The following is an 18,919-nucleotide window of genomic DNA, read 5'->3' on the forward strand; positions in this document are numbered from 1 at the left end:
ACTTCGACGGACCGAGACCGCGGTGCGGTTGCGGAGATCAACCAGGCCCGACCGACGTCGGCGAGCGGGGCGGCCCCGGCAGTGGCAAGCCTGAGGAGCCGGCCCAGCTCCGTCGGCCACTGGCCCGCAAAGAGCGTCACCGAGTCTCGCGCCGCCCGTGCCCGGCCTCACGCTCGTAGCACCGCGCGGTCACTTCCTTCCAGGGCAAGGAGCGCAGCGCATCGTGCAGCGTCGGCTGGTTCCCCTTGACCACCAGCACGTAGTGCGCCTTCTTCTCCCCCCGGCATACGGCGATGCTCACCTCGCGTGGTCACCACTGGCTCCGTGCGACCGCCGGGCCGGCTGGTTCTCGGTGGGTGCGGCGGCGTCGGTGGCGGCGCACCAGTGTGGGCAGCCACGGCACGGCGCCGAGCACGGACAGGAGCGACAGCAGCGGGATGCGCCACCAGGCCGAGACCTGCGACGGTGGCGGAGGTTGCTCCTTGGCCACCCACGGTCGTGCGGTCTTCGACCATGCCAGGAAGGCGTCACCGACCGGGACCAGGCCGAAGGCGTACCGCTTGGTCCAAGGGGTGTGGATCGGCAGGCCGGCTACTTCGCTTACGCCTGCCAGCGCGGCTGTGAGGGGGGCGTCGCCGTGGACCTGGGCCGCGCCGATGGTGACCACGCTCGCCGACAGGCTCACGCCGAGCGGGAGCGGGCCGGAGTCGACGTCGGCCGGGCCGTCCATGCCGTCGGGGTACTCCCGCACGGCCGGCCCGAGGCCAAGAGGCGAGGCGATGTACCAGTTGCGGAAGTGCAGGTATTGCTGACGGGCGAAGACCGGGTCGATGTCGATCAGGAAGCGCTGAATGAGGCTCTGCGAGGTGCCCCTGGCCACCTCGATCGGGTCGCCGGTGTCCGGGGCGGCCCGGTGCGGGAGCAGTCCGGTGCGCGGGTCGAGCCGCTGGCGCACCTCGCGCAGCCACCGCTGGACGGTTTCGGTGAACCGGTCGGGCAGCAGGGTGTCGTGCAGCCGCAGCGATGCGATCGCCACGGTCGAGTCGACCGGCCACGCCTGACCGGCGTACGCCTCCAGATACGGCGACCGCGAGGCGTCGAAAGCCGCGCCGAGCGCGGCCGAGTCCCGGGTGAACCGCCGTACCTCGGCCGGATCGCGCTGCCCGGCCGGGTGCAGGCTCAGCACCCCGCCGCGCAGCCAGTTGCTCCAGCCGCGGTGGAAAACGCCGTACGGCGGAGTGAGGCTCGGGCTGAACGGGGCACGGCCGGACGGAGAGTCCAGCCGCCCCAGCGCCCACCGCGCCTCTCGCAATGCCGTCGAACGCTCGCCGACCGGTTCGCGCATCCCGATCTCGACCCAGTTCAGACCGTAGAGCACGTGCAGGAAGAAGTAGCCCTCGGGAAACATCCCCTGCGCCTCGCCGCCGGCCCCGTCGTCCAGCGCCTCACGCAGGAACGCCAGCTGCCGCCGGACCCCGGGCGGCTCGCCGTCCGTGCCCGCGGTGGCGGGCACGACCAGCCGCACCGCACCCAGCAGGGCACAGATACTGACCAGCACCGCGACCAGCCGACGCGACCAGCGCACCACACGACGCCCTGCCGACGGCGGTGAGGGACGGCCGTCGGTGCGCCCCGCCTCCCCCTCCGCGCCGGGACCGGTGTCGGCCGTTACCTCTGTACCGATCTCCAACCCATGACTCCCTCATCGTCATCTGGCAGTGCCACCGCCATGCACGACGCGAGTGCCGGCAACGAGGTTCACTCCATGCCCTGCGACAGTTGGGGGTGGCGTCTTCGCCATCGTCGTGCACCTGGCCCGCCGCCCGGTCCCGCTTCTCCTGGACAAGGACGGGCGGGCTGGGAGTGGGGGCGCTGCGGCAGACACCGTTGCCGTGTGCGCAGCGGCGGACACGGCACGAACGACCGAGGGCCGCGGGACCTGTTCCGGCGTCTTGAAACGCCCGTCAGTGCGGGCCGGGTCGGTCAGGGCGGCGTCGGTCGTCCGGCCCGCGACCGGTTCACTTCATCGTGGCAGGTGGTCATGATCGCCCCAGGCATACTCTGCGACATGAATTCGATGGATCCGTTCCGCAACGAAGCCCGCAGCCGCGACTTACCGGAGGACGAGGTCGAGCGATGGCTCGGCACCGTCCGTCCCTGCGCGATGCTGGGCACCGCTGGTGAGGCGCCGCCCGGCAGTCCGGTGGCCGGACGACTCGGCGGGCTGCCGCCGATGCCCGAGGACGAACCCGTTCCGCGCCTGCCGTTCCTCGCCTCGGTCGACCTCGCGGCCATCCCGCCCGGCGCGACGGACATCCCGCTCCCGAAGGAGGGCACGCTGCTCTTCTTCGCGAGCACGGAGAACCCGTGGAATGGCCGCGAATGGTCCCGGCTTGTCTACGTCCCGGTCGGCACGCCCGTCTCCGAACGCCGTCCGGGCGGCGAGTACCAGCCGCCGGTCCACCCCACCCAAGATCTACATCTGACGATCGAACCCTCGCTGCCCAACCGCGGCTACGAAACCCAGGAGTTCCCGCACGCCGGCGACCTGGGGGAGGTGTGGTGGGAGACCTGCGACGAGATGCAGACGGGCGGAACGGTGCAGATGGGCGGCTACCCCTGGGTCTGGAACGCGGATCCAACCACGGACTACGACCACGGCCCGGGCGACTGGGTGCTGCTCGCCGAACTCGGCGGCGAGGATCTGACCGAAGGTGACCTGGGCATCATCGACTGGGTGATCCGCCGGGACGACCTGGCAGCCCGCCGCTTCGACCAGGCCCGGGCCTGCTTCGACATGACCTGACGCAACCTCAGGCGAGGCGCACACCCTCGCGGAGACCGCGCGGCTCGGCTCCACCCGCGCGCCCGGCACGCTCAGCGTCCGGTAACACTGATGCCCCTGCTCCTCTTCCTCTACGGCCTGAACGAGTCCGTGCTGCCGCCAGGCACGCCGCCGACGTTCCACTGACCTCTCGCTCACCCGCAGATCCTTCGCCCTCACCGCGGTCTCCTCACCCGGTGTGAACCGCTCACCGGCCTCGTACCGGATCCGCTCCCGAAACCGCCGCCGCTCAGAGGTCGGTCCGCCACCCTGCGCGTACCGCATACCACCGGCCTACCGCAGGGATCAGCACACATCGCCCCCGACAACACTCCGAAGAGATCAGCAGGCACTCAAAGGTCAGCCGATGGGTCGAAGCACGCGCACCGTCATGTGCATGCGGTCGCGGAAGCCGAGGTGCTCGTACAACCTGCGCGCGCGGGAGTTGTCCGACAAGACGTGGAGGAACGGCCGCCGCCCACTCGCGACGATGTCGTGCACGAGCGAGTGGGTGATCGCCCCGCCCAGGCCGCGACCGGTATAGCCGGCGTCCGTGCACACGGCGCTGATCTCCGCCCATTCGCCAGGGTGCATACGCTCGCCGGCCATGCAGACGAGCTCGCCCTCGTCCCACAGCCCGCGGTAGCCGCCCAGTTTGACCGTCTCATGCTCGAACGGGCCGGGATGGGTGCGCTCGGCGAGAGCCACCATGGCGTCGACATCGTCGGAACCGAGCGGTGTGAACGCCGGGTAACCGCCCTCCGGGCGTGAGCCGAGCGCGGCCGCCGACGAGCCCCACACCATCTGGGAGCCGGACAGCACCTGCAGTTCCTGCCAGCCGGGCGGGGTCTGCGAGCAGACGACGGCCACCGTGTCGCTTCCCGTCACCTCGGCGAGCTCGTCCCACGCGGCCGGATCCCGCTCGTCCGCGACCGCGGCGAACGGAGAGACCGAGGACCGGTACCGCCGAGCCTTCTCACCGCCTACGGCATGGGCGGCATCGGCTCCCGTGAGCGAGAACCAGACTGGATTGTCGAGCTGGGCCGCACGCTCGGATCGGTAGCGCTCGGCCATTCGTACCTCTTTCCGGAGATCTGAATTCGATACTCAAGCGGCGGGGACCGGAAACGGAACGACAGTCACCGCGCCAGTCCCCGACCCTACTCAGATGGCGACCATGCTCGCGTCGACGTTGAGGACGGTGCCGGTGACGTAGCGCGATGCGGCGGATGCCAGACACAGGACGGCGTGTGAGGTGTCGTCGCGTTCAACGGAGGTCGCCGGCAAGGCAGTTGCGTAGGGCGCCTGGTAGCCGGCCGCGAAGTCGATCAGGGCGAGCCTCTTACCCGGCCTGCCATAGATCAGCGCTCGCACCGGCCCAAGGTCGAGGTATCGAAGCCACGGAGGCCGGCATGTCGTCCAGAGCGACGCACAGACGCAGGTCAACGCCGAAGACGTCACCCTGGCATGGACCGGCGCCGACCGGTAAAGCCCGCGGCCGGTAGCGGGCTCTTGCGACGTGAGAGCGGCTGGGCTACAGGCCGGTCCCCGCCGTGTCACAGGACAGTCCGGCGATGGTGCCCGACTGCCCGCGTCGGCAAGGATGACCGGGTGAATGATCACATAGCAGAGAACGCCTCCGCCCCGCGCCCTCCGCGCGGGGCGGCCCGCTGTGCCGAGGCCGCCCTCGCCCTCGCGGGCGTGGCCTGGGCGGCGCAGGCCGTGTGGCAGATCCGCCTCGCCGCAGCCGGTGAGCCGGCGTCCGGGCCGCCCGACCAGGGCAACGGCAATCACCGCACGCCGACCTCGCTGGAGGACGCGTACCACATCGTCAGTGCCGTGGGAGACATCGTCACCGGGCTCTGCGCGCTCGTCTTCCTGCTCTGGCTCGTGCGCGCCCGCGACAACGCCCGCGCCCTCTCGGGCGAACGCCCGCGCTACTCCTGGCCCTGGGTCTACCTGGGCTGGATCGTCCCCGTCGCGAACCTCTGGGTGCCCCGCGGCATCGTCGCTGACGTGCACCGCGCGAGTGCCCCGGGCGCGCCGCTGCCCCGCGCCCTGAACTGGTGGTGGGGCCTGTGGCTGGCCGGGATGTTCAGCGGGGCGGGTCTGATGTACGCCGACTCCACGGACGAGGTCATCGCGCGTGCCTACACGGACATCTGGCAGCTGCTGCTCTCCGACACGGCGGTTGTGGCCGCGGCCGTGGCGGGCGTCCTCGTCGTACGGGCCGTCACCGTGGCGCAGACCGGGCGTACGGCCGACGCCGTGCGCCACGACACCGCCCCAGAAGCGTGAAACCGAGCGGCCACCGTCGCTGTCTCACACACCGACACCCGGACAACTACCGCCGCTGGAGGCACCCATGGCCGTATCGCCTGCCGCCGCAGAGCGGACGGTCAGCCGGCCGGGACTCGAACCGCCGCCAAACCGCCGTGTTGAGCACCGTCCCGCCGCACCTTCGCGTACGCCGGGAGTGGAGAAGGTGGACCTGCTGCCCGGCAGTGGGAGCGTGACGGTCGGTACGCATGGCAGGTATCGGCAGGCGATCGGCATTCTCGACCTTCCGTTGCCCGATCCTCTTTCGCCGTATGTGAGCGCGCTAGAAGCCGTCGTAGGGGCGAAGCACCGCCACCTCGGGGCCGAAAGCGACCACGAGATGACCGTTGGGCGCGGCCGTGAGCGCGTGCACGGGGAACGGGAGCAGATAGTCGGTCGCGGCCGGGCGCCCTGTGGTCAGCTCGATGAAGCGCACGGTGCGTTCATGGCCGACGGCCGCTGAGAGCCGTCCGTCGGCCGACCGGATGACGGCCATCGTCCCACCAGAACCTGCCTCGGTGAGTTCATGGCTGTTGATCTGTGTCATGGAGGTCAGGTCCCACAGGCTCACCGTCCCGTCCCGGCCCTGGGTGACGGCGGCAGGAACGTCGCCGACTGTGGCGGTGGCCACGGAGGTCACCCAGTCGGTATGGCCCCTCAACGGCTCACCGAGCCGGCGGCCGGTTGAGAGGTCCCACAGCCGCACCGACTTGTCCCAGCTGCCCGTGACCGCGAGGGGCCTGCCATCCACAACCGTGGCGGCAACGGCCGTGACACGGCTGAAGTGGCCGGTGAACGGATCGCCCAGGGCCGTGCCGGTGGTGAGGTCCCACATACCCACGGACCGGTCGCTGCCCGCCGTCAGGGCGACCGGCAGGCCGTCCGGTGTTGCCGTGGCCAGTGCCAGCACTCTGCCGTGTCCGGTGGGCACCGGCGGGATGACGTGCTCACCGGTGACGGGATCCAGGACGTGCAAGGTGGCGTCCGGGTCAGCGGTCACGATGACCGGGTTCCCCTCCACGACCGCTGTGGTCAGGACGGCCGCCTCGGTCCCCAGAGGCGCGGTGACCTGCTCACCGGTGATCAGGTCCCAGGTGCGCACCGTGTGGTCGGCGCCTGCTGTGACGACCACGGGATCACCGTTGAGGACCGTCGTGGCGACGGCATGGACGGTTGCGGTGTGCCCGGCTCGGTGCCGCCCGCCCTCGTCGGCAAGGACGAGATCCCACATACGCACGGTGCGGTCGTCGCCCGCGGTCACCGCGACCGGGCGTCCGTCCGCGAAGGTGGTGGCGACGTCCCACACCTGGCCGGTGTGCCCGGCCAGGGGCTCGCCTCGCTGCTGCCGGGTGGCCAGGTCCCACACCCGTACAGTGCGGTCGAGGCCCGTGGTCACCGCCAGGATGTCCTGCCGCGTGTGCACCGTGTCGATGGAGCACACCCGTTCCGTGTGGCCGGTCAAGGGCCGGCCCCGGGGCCTTCCCTCCATCGCGTCCAGCACGGTGACAGTGCCGTCCTTCTCGGCGGCGAGGGACATCAGTCGGTCCTGTAGCTCCAGGGGGCGGGAAGTGGCGTGCGGGCCGGTTCCCGCCGTTTTCCTCAGACTGGTTCCGGCGCCTCTACGGCCGGCAAGCAGGTCCCACAGGTCTGCCCGCTCGGCCGGGTCGGGGGACAGGGCCGACAGCCCTTCCTCGGGAGGGATGGTGCGGATGGTTCGGATGCCGTCGACGGGCTCGGGACCCGGCGTCAGATCCCAGACACGCAGCACCTGGTCCGTTCCCCTGCAGAGCGCGACGCGACGCGCCCCCAGTACCGCGGTCTGCCGCCTGGGGATGCGGACACCGTCGTCGTGGTAGTCGGCGGCCCAGTGCCCCACCAACTCTGGTTCGGTCCGGTCATCGAGCGTTATGGCGACGACTCGGTCGTTGACCACCACCAGGGCCGACACGCTCAGCAGGGGCTCGGCATCCGCGAAGTCAAGCCCTGCCAGGTCGGCACCGCTGATCGGGCGGCCGGTGCCGAGGTCCCACACCCGGAGCACTTGGCCCCGGGGCCCCGCCATGGCGATGGGGCCCTTCCCTTCGACCAGGAACGCCTCCACGACCTGCAGACACTCTCCGACCTGCCGGCCGGTCGCCGACTCCCACACTCCGGCCGGTCGGTCCTTGGCGGTAGTGACTGCGACATGCCGCCCCTCCAGGACACCTATGGCCGCGACCGACCGCACCTCCTGCAGCAGGGACCCCGTAGCCAGGTCCGTCACCCACAGCGTCCGATCCGGCCCCATGGTCAGAACCACTCGGCGCCCGTCCATGGTCGTGCTCTCCACGACGCTGACGAGTTCGCCGGCCGAGCGGCCTGTGTCGAGATCCCACAGCCGTACGGTTTCGTTGTCATCCGCGTGCAGAGTGAGCGCCAGGGCGCGCCCGTCGACCACAACCGACGCGACCGACAGCAAGGTGTTTTCCATCGGCCACACCGGATCGGCACCACCTGTCATCAGCTCGTGCCGCAGTTGCCTCGTTGCCAGGTCCCACACGCGCACCCGCGCATCGCGGCCCCCGGACACAGCGACCGGTCGGCCGTCGACGACTGCCACGGCCACCGACATGACAGGGGTGGCGTGACCTCCGAAGGAGTGCAGGAGTCGAGGATCACCGGTAGATCGACTCGCCCACCCCACCGCCCACTGCGCACCGGATCCCCCCGGCACATCCGCGTTCTGGAACCAGTCGGCCAGCGCCGGATCTCCCAACCGGACGGCGTCCAGCGCCAGCAGCTGCCGACGGTGGACTGCCGCAACCGTCCGGTGCACATCCGCCGAGACCCCGTACACCTCCGCTATGGCCCGGCTCCGCGGGTCGTCTGCCTGGTCCAACAGCTCAAGAACACGCGCTGGTTCCATGGTGAGAAGCAGTCCGGGGTCCGACAGGACGCCGTGCCCTTCTTCGGGAGCATCGCCAGAACCATCCGTCATGGTCACCTTTCCGGGGATACGGCAAAAGGCTTCACTGGGCATCGGAGCCTGCACCGGTGAGCACTGTGGCGTCGGCGCCCGGCGGCCCCACGGTCGCGAACAGGGCTGAGCCGGCCCCGCTGTGAACTCCGGGCTTGCGGTGCGCTGGGCATCGAGTCGCTGCGGCATCACATGGGTACGGCGTACGTCTCGTTCACAGGGTGACGGGGCCACGAGTTGGCGGCGGAGGTTGCGAACTCGCAAAAAGCCCTGAGCACTTCAGCGCCGTTCGCTTCCGTGCACACAACCGTGGACATGCAAAGAGCCAGGCATGACCGGCAGCGTAGCCGTGCCCGGACACGTCCAGTCGCTTCCTGCCTTGCTTACGGCCGATACCAGCAGAGAATCGCGTAGTTCTACGCAATCTCCTGCCCGCTCCGCTCCACCGGCGTCGACACGATCTCTGTTGCAGTAGTTTCACGGATGCCACCGCGTGCGCCGTGCGGCACGATGCCGGGAGCCGTCCGACCGGACTTGACTGATCTCCGGCACAACCAGCCGGAGGAGGCCTGCTTCCAGCTGGGCGGCGCCGGCGCACGGTGAAGCGACTCGGCACAGTCGTCGGATCGCCGGGCCGTACGCAGTGCAGTTCGCGTCGGCGCTACGCGGGGAGAGACATTCGGCCACCTGAAGTGTAGGTTGACATTTTGTTGAACACGCACGGTGTTCGGCCGTTCGCCCTGCCCTTCGTGGTCGCGCAGCCACCCCTTTCTGCGCCGCCATGCTGTGATGCCCAAGGCGCATGTGCCCCGCGAATGTTGGCCGAGGACGCCCAACGTGCGCAGATCCGTACCGGACAAACCCTCCTCTTCTGTTCTGGCGCCCAAGGAGTATTCGCATGCGTTTGAGTACGTCGATCACTGCTGTAGCGGCCATGAGTGTGGCCATGACCATGGGTACCGCACTGGCCCAGGGCGCCACCCACTCCGACTCCCCGGCCTCGTCCGCCGCGTCGCGTGACTGTTCCGACCTGGTCCGCATACGGGCCTTCTCCGACGACCTCGACAAGAAGACGCTGGACGGCGTTTTCGTCGGCAACATGTCCGCCCTCGCCGTCGACCGGGGCGGCCGGATCACCGCGGTGTCGGACGAGTCGTACCTCTACTCGCTCAAGGTGCGCGAGACGGGACGCGCACTGAGAGCCGAGGCGGTGGCCGTGGCCCCGCTGACCGATCTGAACGGCGCGGCGCCGGACTCCGAGGGTCTGGCCGTCGACCGGGACGGCAGCCGGCTGATCAGCTCCGAGACCGAACCCTCCGTCACCCGCTACGACCGCGACGGCAAGGCGGTCGAGGCGCTGCCCGTGCCGGCCGCTCTCGCCGTCGCCCCGACGGGACGGGCCGTACGCAACCAGACCTTCGAGGGGCTGACGCTCCAGACCGGCGGACGCACCCTGGTCGCCTCGATGGAAGGCTCGCTCTCCGGCGACGAGACCGGCGTGGTGCGGCTGCAGACCTGGCATCGCGCTGGCCTGAGCGAGCCCTTCAAGACCGGTGCCCAGTACGGATACCAGGCCGACCAGGGCCTGGGAGTCGTCGAGCTCGCCCCGGCCGGAGACGGCCGGCTGCTCGTCCTCGAACGCGGCTTCACCCTCGGTGTCGGCAACACCGTCCGCCTCTACCTGGCCGACCCGCGCCGGGCCGACGACGTGAGCGGCACCGAGAACCTCACCTCGGGCGGCGCGGCCCGCCTGGCCTCCAAGACCCTGCTGGCCGACCTCGCCGACTGCCCGACCCTCGGCGCCACGGCGGAACAGCCCCAGCCCAACCCCCTGCTGGACAACATCGAAGGGCTTGCCGTGACCGGCCGCACCATCACCGGACGCGTGAAGATCCTGCTGGTCAGCGACGACAACGAGCGGGACACCCAGATCACCCGCCTGTACTCCCTCGACGTCCGGCTACCCCGTTGAACGACCCCGCAGAGGTCGTCCAGCTCGTCGCCGAACCCCTGGCCTGAGCGCATCACACGGGGAGTACCGATCCTGGCGCTCCCCCAGAACGAACTGCACCCATAGCCGACCGACTTCAGCCGTGCCGTGACAGCGGCCGCGCCGCGGCGTGTGCCCGCGCGCTCTCGGCGGCGGGCTTCACCGGCCCGCGCCTGGGCCACGAGCCCGTGCTGCGGCCGGCCTTCCTCAAGGAGGCGGGTGATGCGGCCGATGGCTGGGTGTTCGAAGCCCCGTACACCGAACCGCAGTCAGCAGGCACCAAGGCCGCCAAGGGTTCACCGCCGCCTACCGCGAACGCCACGGCACGCCGCCCGGCCGGTGGGCCGCCGAGGCGTACGACGCCGTCGGCCTGATCGCCCGCGCCCTCACGGCGGCCGGCACAGACACCGGGATCGACCCCGGCGAGGTCGCCGAGCACCTCTTCAGCACCGGCTACGACGGGCTGGCCAAGCCCATCCGGTTCGCCCAGGACAACACGCACGCCCTGAAACCGGACCGAACCCGCTTCCTCTACCAGGTCCGCGACGGCACGTTCCGTTTCCTGGGCCGCCACGACCAGGTACAAGGGTCGAACACCGACGAGAAGGGCGGAAGCCCCTTCGAGGGGGCCTACCGACGCGAACGCCCCGCGACCAGCGACGCCAGCGCCGCCCGGGACGACACCCCCGTCTTGCGGTAGATCCGCCCGAGGTAGCCCTCCACGGTCCGCGGGCTGAGGTGGAGCTTCGTGGCGACCTCCTTGCTGGTCAGGCCCTCGGTGACCAGGTCGGCGATCTCCCGCTCGCGTGACGTCAGTCCGGACAGTGGATCCGACGCGTCCGGCTGCCCGTCCGCAGCGCCGAAGACCTTCGGGCGTACCCGCTCCGCCACGCCGAGCAGCATCCCGGCGCCGCCGTCCGCGGCCAGTCGCCGTCCCCGGCGCCACATGGCGTGCGCACGGGCGTCTTCGCCGACGGCTTTCATGAGCGGGGCGCCGAACAGAAGCGACTGGACCTCTCTGAGCGTCGTCCCTGAGCGCCTGTTCAGCCGCGCGGCCTCGGCGTACATGCGCGCGGCCGCCGCCACATCGCCGCGGCGTTGCGCGACCTGGGCGAGGCTGCGCAACCCGGCCGCCCGCTTGGCCGCCAGGCCGAGTCGGCTCGCCTCCTCGTGGGCGAGTTCGGCCCAGCGTTCGGCGTCCGCCGTGTCGCCGGTGGCCAGGGACGCGGTGACGAGCAGTTCCAGGTGGTTGGGACGCATCGATCGTTGCAGCCGGTGCAGGTCCTTCCCGCCGGCCTCGAGCATGACGTCCCGCGCCCGGTGCGGATCGCCGGAGCTCAGCGCGGCGTAGGCGAGCAGGGACTTGTACGCGTTTCCCCACCAGGTGTGGCTGTTCCCGGCCACCGACGCCGCGTTCTCGGCGACGGCCAGCGGACGGGGATCACCCTGCGGGTACGCCTGCGCCAGGATGACGGACCTCAACGCCAGCGTGAAACCGAGCAGGTCGGAGCTGCCGACGGCCCGCGCGACGGACTCGGCCTCGTCGACCAGTTCCATCGCGGTCGTGATGCGACACGTGCTGAAGTGGGCGTACGCCTTGCACAGCAGGAGCTGCGAGAGCATGTACAGCTGGCCGGTCCGCCGGGCGACCGCCAGGCCCCGCTCGGCGTGCCGCTCCGTGTCGGCGAAGTTCTCCTGGAACGCCTCGGTCCAGCCCAGCCTGACCAGGGACTCGCACAGGCGGGCGACATCGCTGTCGGTCAGCCCGTCCACCAGACCGGCCGCGAGCGCGGCGAACTTCCGGGAGGCGGCCATGTCACCCGCGTACGCCTCACCCATGGCGGCCAACGACAACGCGGACGCCTCACCGATCTCATCGCCCAGAGAGCGGGCGGCTTCCAGAGTCTGGGCGAGTTCCGCCCGCACTTCCCCGTAGCGGGAGGCGAACACCGCGGCGGTGCCCAACTCGAGCCCCAGCTCGACCCGTTGAGCCCGCGACGGACCGGGTTTCCGCGCCAGCTCACGGCGCAGCAGTGCTTCCGCCTCGCGGTACTCGTCGAGATTGCGCAGCATCAGGGAGCACAGGGCGACCGCTGAGATCCGTACGGCGTCGTCGTCCTGAGTGCCCGGCATGTCGATGAGTTGGCGGAGCAGGTCCCGGCTCTCCTTCAGCCCACCGCTCACCCCCAGGACCCGGGCGCGCGACAGCATCAGTTCACGCCTTCTGGCGAGGTGCTCCGGAGTGTTCGGCAGGATGCGCAGCACGGCTCCGAGCCAGTGCGCCGAGGCGGCCGGAGCGGTTGTGGCGGTCCGCTCGGCGGCTTCGGTCAATACGTCGGCCGCCTCTGCGTCCCAGCCGGTCACCGACTGGTCCAGGTGGTGTGCCCGGTCTGCGACGGGGGCGCCGATTCTGGTCAGTTCGGCCGCGGCCAGCCGGTGGTACTCCTCGCGTCGCCAGGGTTCGATGCTGTTGTGGACGAGGGCGCGGATGACGGGATGACGCAGCGTCAGCCCTCTTCCTCCCGGGCCGGGCCGGAGAAGGTCACGGCGCATCAACTCGCCGAGTGTGCTCCTGATGTCGGTGACCGGGGCCCCGGTCAGCGCGCCGAGCAGATCGGCGGTGGTGCGGTCGCCGAGTACCGCGGCGGCTTCCACGGTACGGCGCTCCAGCGGACCCAGCGGCGACAGCTCGTCCAGCAACAGCGCTCCGAGACCGGCGGGGATCCCCTCCAATATGCCGAGCACATCAGGGTTCGGGGAAGCCACCAGAACCGGCTGGGGAGGCCGGGCTCCCTTGTGTGCCTGGAGCAGCGCGAGAAAGTACAGCGGGTTGCCTTCGCTCGCCGCGTAGATCTCGGCGGCCCATGCCGAGGGCAGGTCTCCTGCCAGCTCCTCGACGCAGGCTTGTTCGTCGAGAGGGCCCAGAGGGATACGGAGTACCGCGCCGGTGTCCAGTCCGCGGGTCAGCGAGGCGGCGAGCGCGGTGGGCGCCTGGCGGTCACGCCGGGAGACGACCAGCAGTACGGGCGAGGACACCGGGTGCCGGACGAGATGGTCGAGCATTTCCAGGGATGCCGGATCGGCCCAGTGGAGGTCTTCCAGGATCACCACCAGCCGTTCGCCGCCGAGGTGGCGCAGCGCCTCGGTCATCGTCCGGTGGAGGCCGAACCGGTCACGGCCCTCAGGCACCCTCAACGGCCCCTCGGCAGCGCCTCTCAGGACGGGCGCGAGATCCGCCAACGCCTCGAACCCGCGCAGAGCTTGCGGTTCGAGGTCGGCGAAGGCGTCGGCGAACGGCCGGAACGGGCTGTGCCGCTCGTACTCCGTCGCCCGTCCGAACAGTACGGTCACCCCCCGTCGGCGGGCCCGCACGCCGAACTCGGTCAGCAGCCGGCTCTTGCCGATGCCGGCTTCACCGGTGATGTCGACGACCGCCGGACCGCCTCTCCCCGACTGGTCCATGGCCCAGTCGAGCCACTCGAGTTCGGTTGCGCGGCTGACGAAAGGCGTCCGGCCCGCGAGAGGCGTTCTGTCCGCGATGGGGCCGGGCGTCCCCCGTAGCTCCCGCATCATGCCTGCCCGGCGGCCCTGTCGCGGGCCATCAGGGACGCGAGTGCGGCACGGGACGTCACGCCCGTCTTGCGGTAGACGGCGGCGATGTGGCTCTCGACCGTACGCGGGCTGAGGTGGAACCTGGAGGCGATGGCCTGCGTGCTGAGTCCTTCGCCGACCAGGTCGGCGATCTCCCGCTGGCGTGCGGTCAGCGTGGTCAGGTCTGCCACCAGCACCTCCTTTTCGGCCGGGCCGGGCCGAGCAGCCCGACCCTTCGCGGGTTCCAGCACCGCCGGACGCAGCATGTCGGCGAAGCCGACCAGCAGCCGGGCTCCGCCCTCCAGGGCCAGCCGGCGTCCACGTCGCCACATGTCGGCCGCCCGATGGGGAACCCCTGCGGCTTTCACATGCGGAGCACCGAGCAGCAGGGACTGCGCCTCGCGCAGCTTCGCACCGGACCGCGCGCTCTCCTGCGCTGCTCTTACGTACTTCCGCGCCGCCGCGGCCGGGTCACCGCGGTGTGCGTCGAGCTGGGCGAGAGCGCGCAGCGCCGCCCCGCGCTGGACCGGCAGACCGAGTTGTTCCGCCTCCTCGGCGGCACGCTCGGCATAGTGCTTGGCCTCCGACGTCCTGCCGGTGGCCAGCGCGGCGCTGACCAGGACCTCGACATGAGTCGGCCGCAGTGACGGCTGGAGCCGCGCCAGATCCTTCCCGTCGCCCGCCCGCAGCATGAGGTCCCGTGCCCGGTGCGGATCGCCCGTCACCGTCAGCACCACCTGGGCGAGCACGCACCTGCTCACTGTCGCCCACCAGGAGTCGCCGGCACCGACGGCGTCGACCGCCTCCTCGGCGGTGGCCAGTGCGCTCCGGTCGCCCGCCTGCATCAGCACCAGGGCCCTGATCGCGAGGGCGAAGCCGGTCAGTTCTCCGATGCCCAGGGCCCGCGCGACGTCCACGGCCTCTTCGGCGAACTCCAGCGCTGTCGTGATCCGGCAGGTGTTGAGGTGCGCGTAGGCCTTGCACAGCAGAAGGTGCGGAAGCATATGGAGCTGGCCGGTCCGGCGGACGACCTCCAGGCCACGGTCGGCGTGCCGTTCGGCCTCGGCGAAGCGCTCGAGGAACAACTCGCTCCAGCCCAGCCTGGCCAGCGGCTCGCTCAGGCTGCTGAGGTCGTCGCCCGTCAGCGCGTCCGTCATCGCCCCCGCAGACTCGGCGTACTTGAGAGCCGCGTCCATGTCGCCCTCGTACGCCTCGCACATCGCCGCCAGCGCCAGTACGCCCGCCTCGCCGACCGGGTCGCCCAGGGCACCGGCGGTCGCCAGCGTCCGGGCGAGTTCCTCGCGCGCCCCGGGGAAGCGGGAGCCGAACAGCGCGCAGGACACCACTTCGGCCCCGAGCTCGACCTGCTGCGACGGTGAAGGGCCAGGTGTACGGGCGAGTTCCCTGCGCAGCAGCGCTTCGGCCTCCTGATAGCGGCCCAGGTAGCGCTCCATGAGGGCGCACTGCGCGACGGCGGACGTACGTACGGCGTCACCGTCGTCGTCCGGACCCAGTAGACCGATCACCTCGTGGAGCAGGTCCCGGCTCTCCCGCAGCGCGCCGGTGACGCCCAGCGTGCGGGCCCGCAGCAGCATCAAGTCACGGCGTGTTCCCAGGTGTTGGGGTTCATCCGGGAGGACTCTCAGCACCGCGCCCGACCAGTGGGCACAGCTGGCCGGAGCAGTCATGGCGGTCTCTTCGGCGGCCTCGGTGAGCAGGGCGGCTGCCTGGGGGTCCCATCCGTTCAGCGACTGTTCGACGTGGTGGGCCTGCTCCAGGAGGGGCGCGCCGACGCGCGCGAGTTCGGCGGCCGTCTGTCTGTGCAACTGTTCGCGCTGCCAGGGGGCGATGCTGTCGTGAACCAGGGCACGGACTACCGGGTGACGCAGTACCAGACGGCGGCGTCCGTGGTCCGGCCTCATGAGGTCACGCTTCATCACCTGGTGCAGAGCCTCTACGACCTCGCTGACAGGGACCGCGGTGATGGCGCCGAGCATCTCGGGGGTGGCGTGGTCGCCGAGGACCGCGGTCGCGTCGAGGATCCGCCGCTCCAGCGGTTCGAGCGACGACAGTTCGTCGAGCAGCAACGCTTCGAGCCCCGTGCGCGGACCGTTTCCTGTCGGACCCTCGGCAGGAGTGGACAGCGGCGGCGAAGGCATCAGGGGCAGACGAGCCCCTCTATGGGCCTGGAGGAGGGTCAGGAAGTACAGCGGGTTGCCCTCGCTCGCGGCGTAGATCTCGGCCGCGCGCCGCGGAGGCAGGTCGCGGGCGAGTTCTTCGACGCAGTCGCGCTCGCCGAGCGGCCCCAGGGCGATCCGCAGAACCGCGCCGGTGTCGACCCCACGGGTCAGAGCGGTGGTGAGCACCTTCGGCGTCTGCCGGTCACGCCGCGCGACGACCAGGAGCACAGGGGCCCGCAGTGGATGCCGGATGAGGTGGTCGAGCAGTTCGAGCGACGCCGCGTCCGCCCAGTGCAGGTCGTCAAGGAGTACGACCAGTCCGGTCCCACGAACGCGGCCAAGGACGGCCGCCGTCTCCTGGTAGAGGCCGAAGCGGTCGCCGGTCCACCGGCCACTGCTCGCCTCCTCGAAACCGCCGCGCAGCATCGCGGGGAGTTCCCGCAGCTCCGGGACCGCCTCCAGATCTCGCCGGCCGACCCAGGCGAAGGCGTCGGCGAACGGCTGGAACGGGCTGTGCCGCTCGTACTCCGTGGCCTGGCCCCGCAGCACGGTCATCCCACGGCGCCAGGCCCGCACGCCGAACTCGGTCAGCAGCCGGCTCTTGCCGATGCCGGCTTCACCGGTGATGTCGACGACCGAGGGTCCATCCTCCGCCAGGCGTTCCAGGACGGCGTCGAGCCGGTCCACTTCCGCCGATCTGCTGACGAAGGGCTCGCTGTCCGCGCGGACAGCCGGTGCGTCGTACGCCACAGTCATCATGAATCCCTTCTGCAGTCCGTGAGTTGACACGTTCACGAGTTCGTCGCTTGCAGAACACGGAGGAGGTGGCCATGAGTGTTACCTGACTTCTGCTGCTTTTGCTCATTGCGTTCAAAAGGGTCGTGACCCGTGGGTAGCTTCCGGTGCGCTCGGCGGCGTCGGCGAAGGCCTGTTGGGCCTCGTACAGCGGGAAGCGCGCCTCGATGACGGCTCCGGGCCGGGCGTCGGGCAGCTCGGCGACGGCGGCGGTGAAGTCGCCCGGGTGGTCGTAGACCACCGACCCGCGGATCACCAGCTGACGGCGGACCACGTCGTCGGTGGTGAACGGCAGACGGCCGGGGTTGAGGCCGATCAGGACGACGGTGGCGCCGGGGGCGGCGCGCCCTGGGCATCCTCAGCTACGGCGGCGCTACGTCGCCCTCCTCCTGGATGACCCAAGGCACGACCGGGACCCTCCGAGGCCCCTGCCCCACCCCGCGCTCAACAAGGACGAGTTCGACCAGACCATCACGTGACGCCATCCGGGTCACGCGGATCGACCAGGCACTCCCCAGAGAAACCGGCCATGTCGCCGCAGCGGCCGGGACGCGCGGCCGCACGACGCAGCACGGCCACCTCCGACACCCGGACCGAAACCATGCATCGACTGGGTCGCCAAGAAGCGGCGGCAACAGCCTGGACCACTGCGAAGGCCCTTTTCGAAGTCCCCGTTGACGCGCTGTGTTGGACGAACGGCTCGTCGGCCCCAAGGGCGATCTCCACCGCCGCAGAACGCCCCTCACGCACTTCCAGCAGCCCGTGGGGCTGGGGACCGTCAACCTCATGGGGACCGCCCCTTCACGGCGGGCCGCCCAGCTGTGGCGCAGCCACCCGTGGATGAGCCCTGTCAGGCGACTCCTTTCGTATAACGTTGCACGAAGGGATGTCCCAAAGGTTGAAGCGGGCAGACAGGCCGGAGCCGTCGAGTCATCCGCGAATAATGTTCCGGAAACGCCAAAAGGGGCAGAGCGGTGCACGACAACGGAGGTGCGCGTAAGTGCAACCGGCAGGCGGCTCGAAGAGGGTCACCATCACCGACGTCGCGCGCAGTGCGGACGTGTCCACCTCCGCGGTGTCGAAGGTGCTGCGCAACGCCTACGGAGTGAGCCCCGCGATGCGCGAGCGAGTGCAGACGGCCATGGCCGAGCTGGGCTACCGCCCGCACGCCGCCGCTCGTGGCATGAGGGGCCGCACCTACACGATCGGCGTTCTGCTCGCGAGCATCCGCAACGCCTTCTACGCCGACCTCCTGGACGGCGTGAACGCGGCTCTGCGGAACACCGAGTACGCGCTGTTCATGGGCTCCAGCGGCTCCTCCGAGATGGAGGACCAGACCAAGCTGATCCACGCCATGGTGGACCGGCAGATGGACGGGCTGATCCTGATCGCGCCCGCCGTTCCCCGCGCGGAGGTGATGGGCATCGCGGCCGAGGTGCCGACGGTGGTGATCGGCCACCACGACCCCTCGCCGGCGTACGACTGCGTGGTCAACCAGGACGGGACCGGCGTCGACCTGGTCGTGGACCACCTGGTCGGACTCGGGCACCGGGACATCGCGCACGTATCGCATCCGACAGTGCGCGGCAGCCAGTGGGAGCAGCGACCCGAACACCACGTCCGGGCCGCCTACCGCGAGGCGATGGCCCGGCACGGTCTGACGGACCTGGCCCGGGTGGTGCACTCCGGGTACTCGGACGAGGGCGGCTACCGCGGCGCCATGGAGCTGCTCACCTCCGCCCGCCCACCCACCGCGATCTTCGCCGGCGCGGACGTGGCCGCGACCGGTGTCTTCCGGGCCGCCGCCGAGCTCGGCCTGCGCATCCCCGGCGACCTCTCGCTCGCCGGATACAACAACACCTCCGTCGCCGCCCTCGCCCCCGTGAGCCTGACAAGCGTCGACCAGGCCGGCGCGATGATGGGCGAGACCGCGGCCCGGCTGCTGCTGGAACGGATCGAGAAGCGGCGTGACCGCGCCGTCGTCACGGCCTCGACACCGCACCTGGTGACGCGGAGCAGTACCGCACCGCCCGGCGCCTGATCAACGGCCCACGCCCTCACCGCAGGGCGGACGGATCCGCATCCGGCGGACGGACACCGAACCGACGCGGAGGCGAGCGGACGCAGCGACACCGCGTGCAGGCGATCCGGTGCACGACCTGCCGCGTCCGTCCGCCGGGATTTTCCTGCCACTCCTCTTGACGCGCCGGCCATCTCCACCTCAGGGTTGAGCCGTTTCAGCGTAGAACGTTGCACACAACACA

Annotated in this window: 12 protein-coding genes and 1 pseudogene; 5 read left to right on the forward strand and 8 right to left on the reverse strand. The window is 70.6% G+C overall.

What is annotated here, in order from left to right; all coding sequences use genetic code 11:
* Window positions 1-136: 136 nt before the first annotated feature.
* Both IEZ21_RS01720 and IEZ21_RS01725 read right to left on the reverse strand, forming a co-directional pair.
* The gene (locus tag IEZ21_RS01720; RefSeq protein WP_189320094.1) at window positions 137-301 is read right to left on the reverse strand and encodes a hypothetical protein; all 165 of its coding nucleotides are present in this window, start codon (window positions 299-301) and stop codon (window positions 137-139) included.
* A gap of 9 nt (window positions 302-310) precedes the next feature.
* Window positions 311-1,690: a hypothetical protein gene (locus IEZ21_RS01725; RefSeq protein WP_246567197.1), complete on the reverse strand. Its 1,380-nt coding sequence runs from the start codon at window positions 1,688-1,690 to the stop codon at window positions 311-313.
* 378 nt (window positions 1,691-2,068) lie between these two features.
* Between IEZ21_RS01725 and IEZ21_RS01730 the strand changes: the two genes are divergently transcribed.
* Entirely contained in the window at window positions 2,069-2,806 is a 738-nt protein-coding gene (locus tag IEZ21_RS01730) for a DUF1963 domain-containing protein (RefSeq protein ID WP_189320095.1), read from the forward strand.
* Window positions 2,807-2,929: 123 nt separating this feature from the next.
* On the opposite strand, the pseudogene IEZ21_RS49090 reads toward IEZ21_RS01730, so the two are convergent.
* The 3 genes and pseudogenes from IEZ21_RS49090 to IEZ21_RS01740 all read right to left on the reverse strand — a co-directional run.
* A pseudogene (locus IEZ21_RS49090) lies at window positions 2,930-3,109 on the reverse strand (IS630 family transposase); the annotation flags it as partial.
* 75 nt (window positions 3,110-3,184) lie between these two features.
* Entirely contained in the window at window positions 3,185-3,898 is a 714-nt protein-coding gene (locus tag IEZ21_RS01735; protein WP_189320096.1) for a GNAT family N-acetyltransferase, read from the reverse strand.
* A 90-nt stretch (window positions 3,899-3,988) separates the two neighbouring features.
* Window positions 3,989-4,198, reverse strand: a complete 210-nt coding sequence (locus IEZ21_RS01740) for a hypothetical protein (protein WP_189320097.1) — start codon at window positions 4,196-4,198, stop codon at window positions 3,989-3,991.
* Between the two features lie 237 nt (window positions 4,199-4,435).
* Here IEZ21_RS01740 and IEZ21_RS01745 point away from each other — a divergent pair, with 237 nt between their 5' ends.
* Window positions 4,436-5,122: a DUF4328 domain-containing protein gene (locus tag IEZ21_RS01745; RefSeq protein ID WP_246567198.1), complete on the forward strand. Its 687-nt coding sequence runs from the start codon at window positions 4,436-4,438 to the stop codon at window positions 5,120-5,122.
* Between the two features lie 304 nt (window positions 5,123-5,426).
* On the opposite strand, the gene IEZ21_RS01750 is transcribed toward IEZ21_RS01745, so the two are convergent.
* Complete coding sequence (locus IEZ21_RS01750; protein WP_189320099.1) at window positions 5,427-8,120, reverse strand: WD40 repeat domain-containing protein; 2,694 nt, start codon at window positions 8,118-8,120, stop codon at window positions 5,427-5,429.
* 877 nt (window positions 8,121-8,997) lie between these two features.
* On the opposite strand from IEZ21_RS01750, the gene IEZ21_RS01755 reads away from it, so the two are divergent.
* Window positions 8,998-10,071 carry an esterase-like activity of phytase family protein gene (locus tag IEZ21_RS01755; RefSeq protein ID WP_189320100.1) on the forward strand — a complete coding sequence of 358 codons (1,074 nt, stop codon included), beginning with the start codon at window positions 8,998-9,000 and terminating at the stop codon, window positions 10,069-10,071.
* Between the two features lie 253 nt (window positions 10,072-10,324).
* Window positions 10,325-10,789, forward strand: a complete 465-nt coding sequence (locus IEZ21_RS01760; RefSeq protein WP_246567238.1) for an ABC transporter substrate-binding protein — start codon at window positions 10,325-10,327, stop codon at window positions 10,787-10,789.
* On the opposite strand, the gene IEZ21_RS01765 is transcribed toward IEZ21_RS01760, so the two are convergent.
* Both IEZ21_RS01765 and IEZ21_RS01770 read right to left on the reverse strand, forming a co-directional pair.
* Complete coding sequence (locus IEZ21_RS01765) at window positions 10,720-13,662, reverse strand: helix-turn-helix transcriptional regulator (RefSeq protein ID WP_308429599.1); 2,943 nt, start codon at window positions 13,660-13,662, stop codon at window positions 10,720-10,722. The two genes, IEZ21_RS01760 and IEZ21_RS01765, sit on opposite strands and share 70 nt — an antisense overlap.
* Entirely contained in the window at window positions 13,659-16,619 is a 2,961-nt protein-coding gene (locus IEZ21_RS01770) for a helix-turn-helix transcriptional regulator (protein WP_246567200.1), read from the reverse strand. The genes IEZ21_RS01765 and IEZ21_RS01770 overlap by 4 nt, the downstream gene beginning before the upstream one ends.
* Before the next feature lie 1,036 nt (window positions 16,620-17,655).
* Between IEZ21_RS01770 and IEZ21_RS01775 the strand changes: the two genes are divergently transcribed.
* Entirely contained in the window at window positions 17,656-18,696 is a 1,041-nt protein-coding gene (locus tag IEZ21_RS01775; RefSeq protein ID WP_189320101.1) for a LacI family DNA-binding transcriptional regulator, read from the forward strand.
* The last annotated feature ends 223 nt before the right edge of the window (window positions 18,697-18,919 follow it).

The organism is Streptomyces flaveus (assembly GCF_014647675.1).
In the GTDB taxonomy this organism is placed as follows: domain Bacteria; phylum Actinomycetota; class Actinomycetes; order Streptomycetales; family Streptomycetaceae; genus Streptomyces; species Streptomyces flaveus.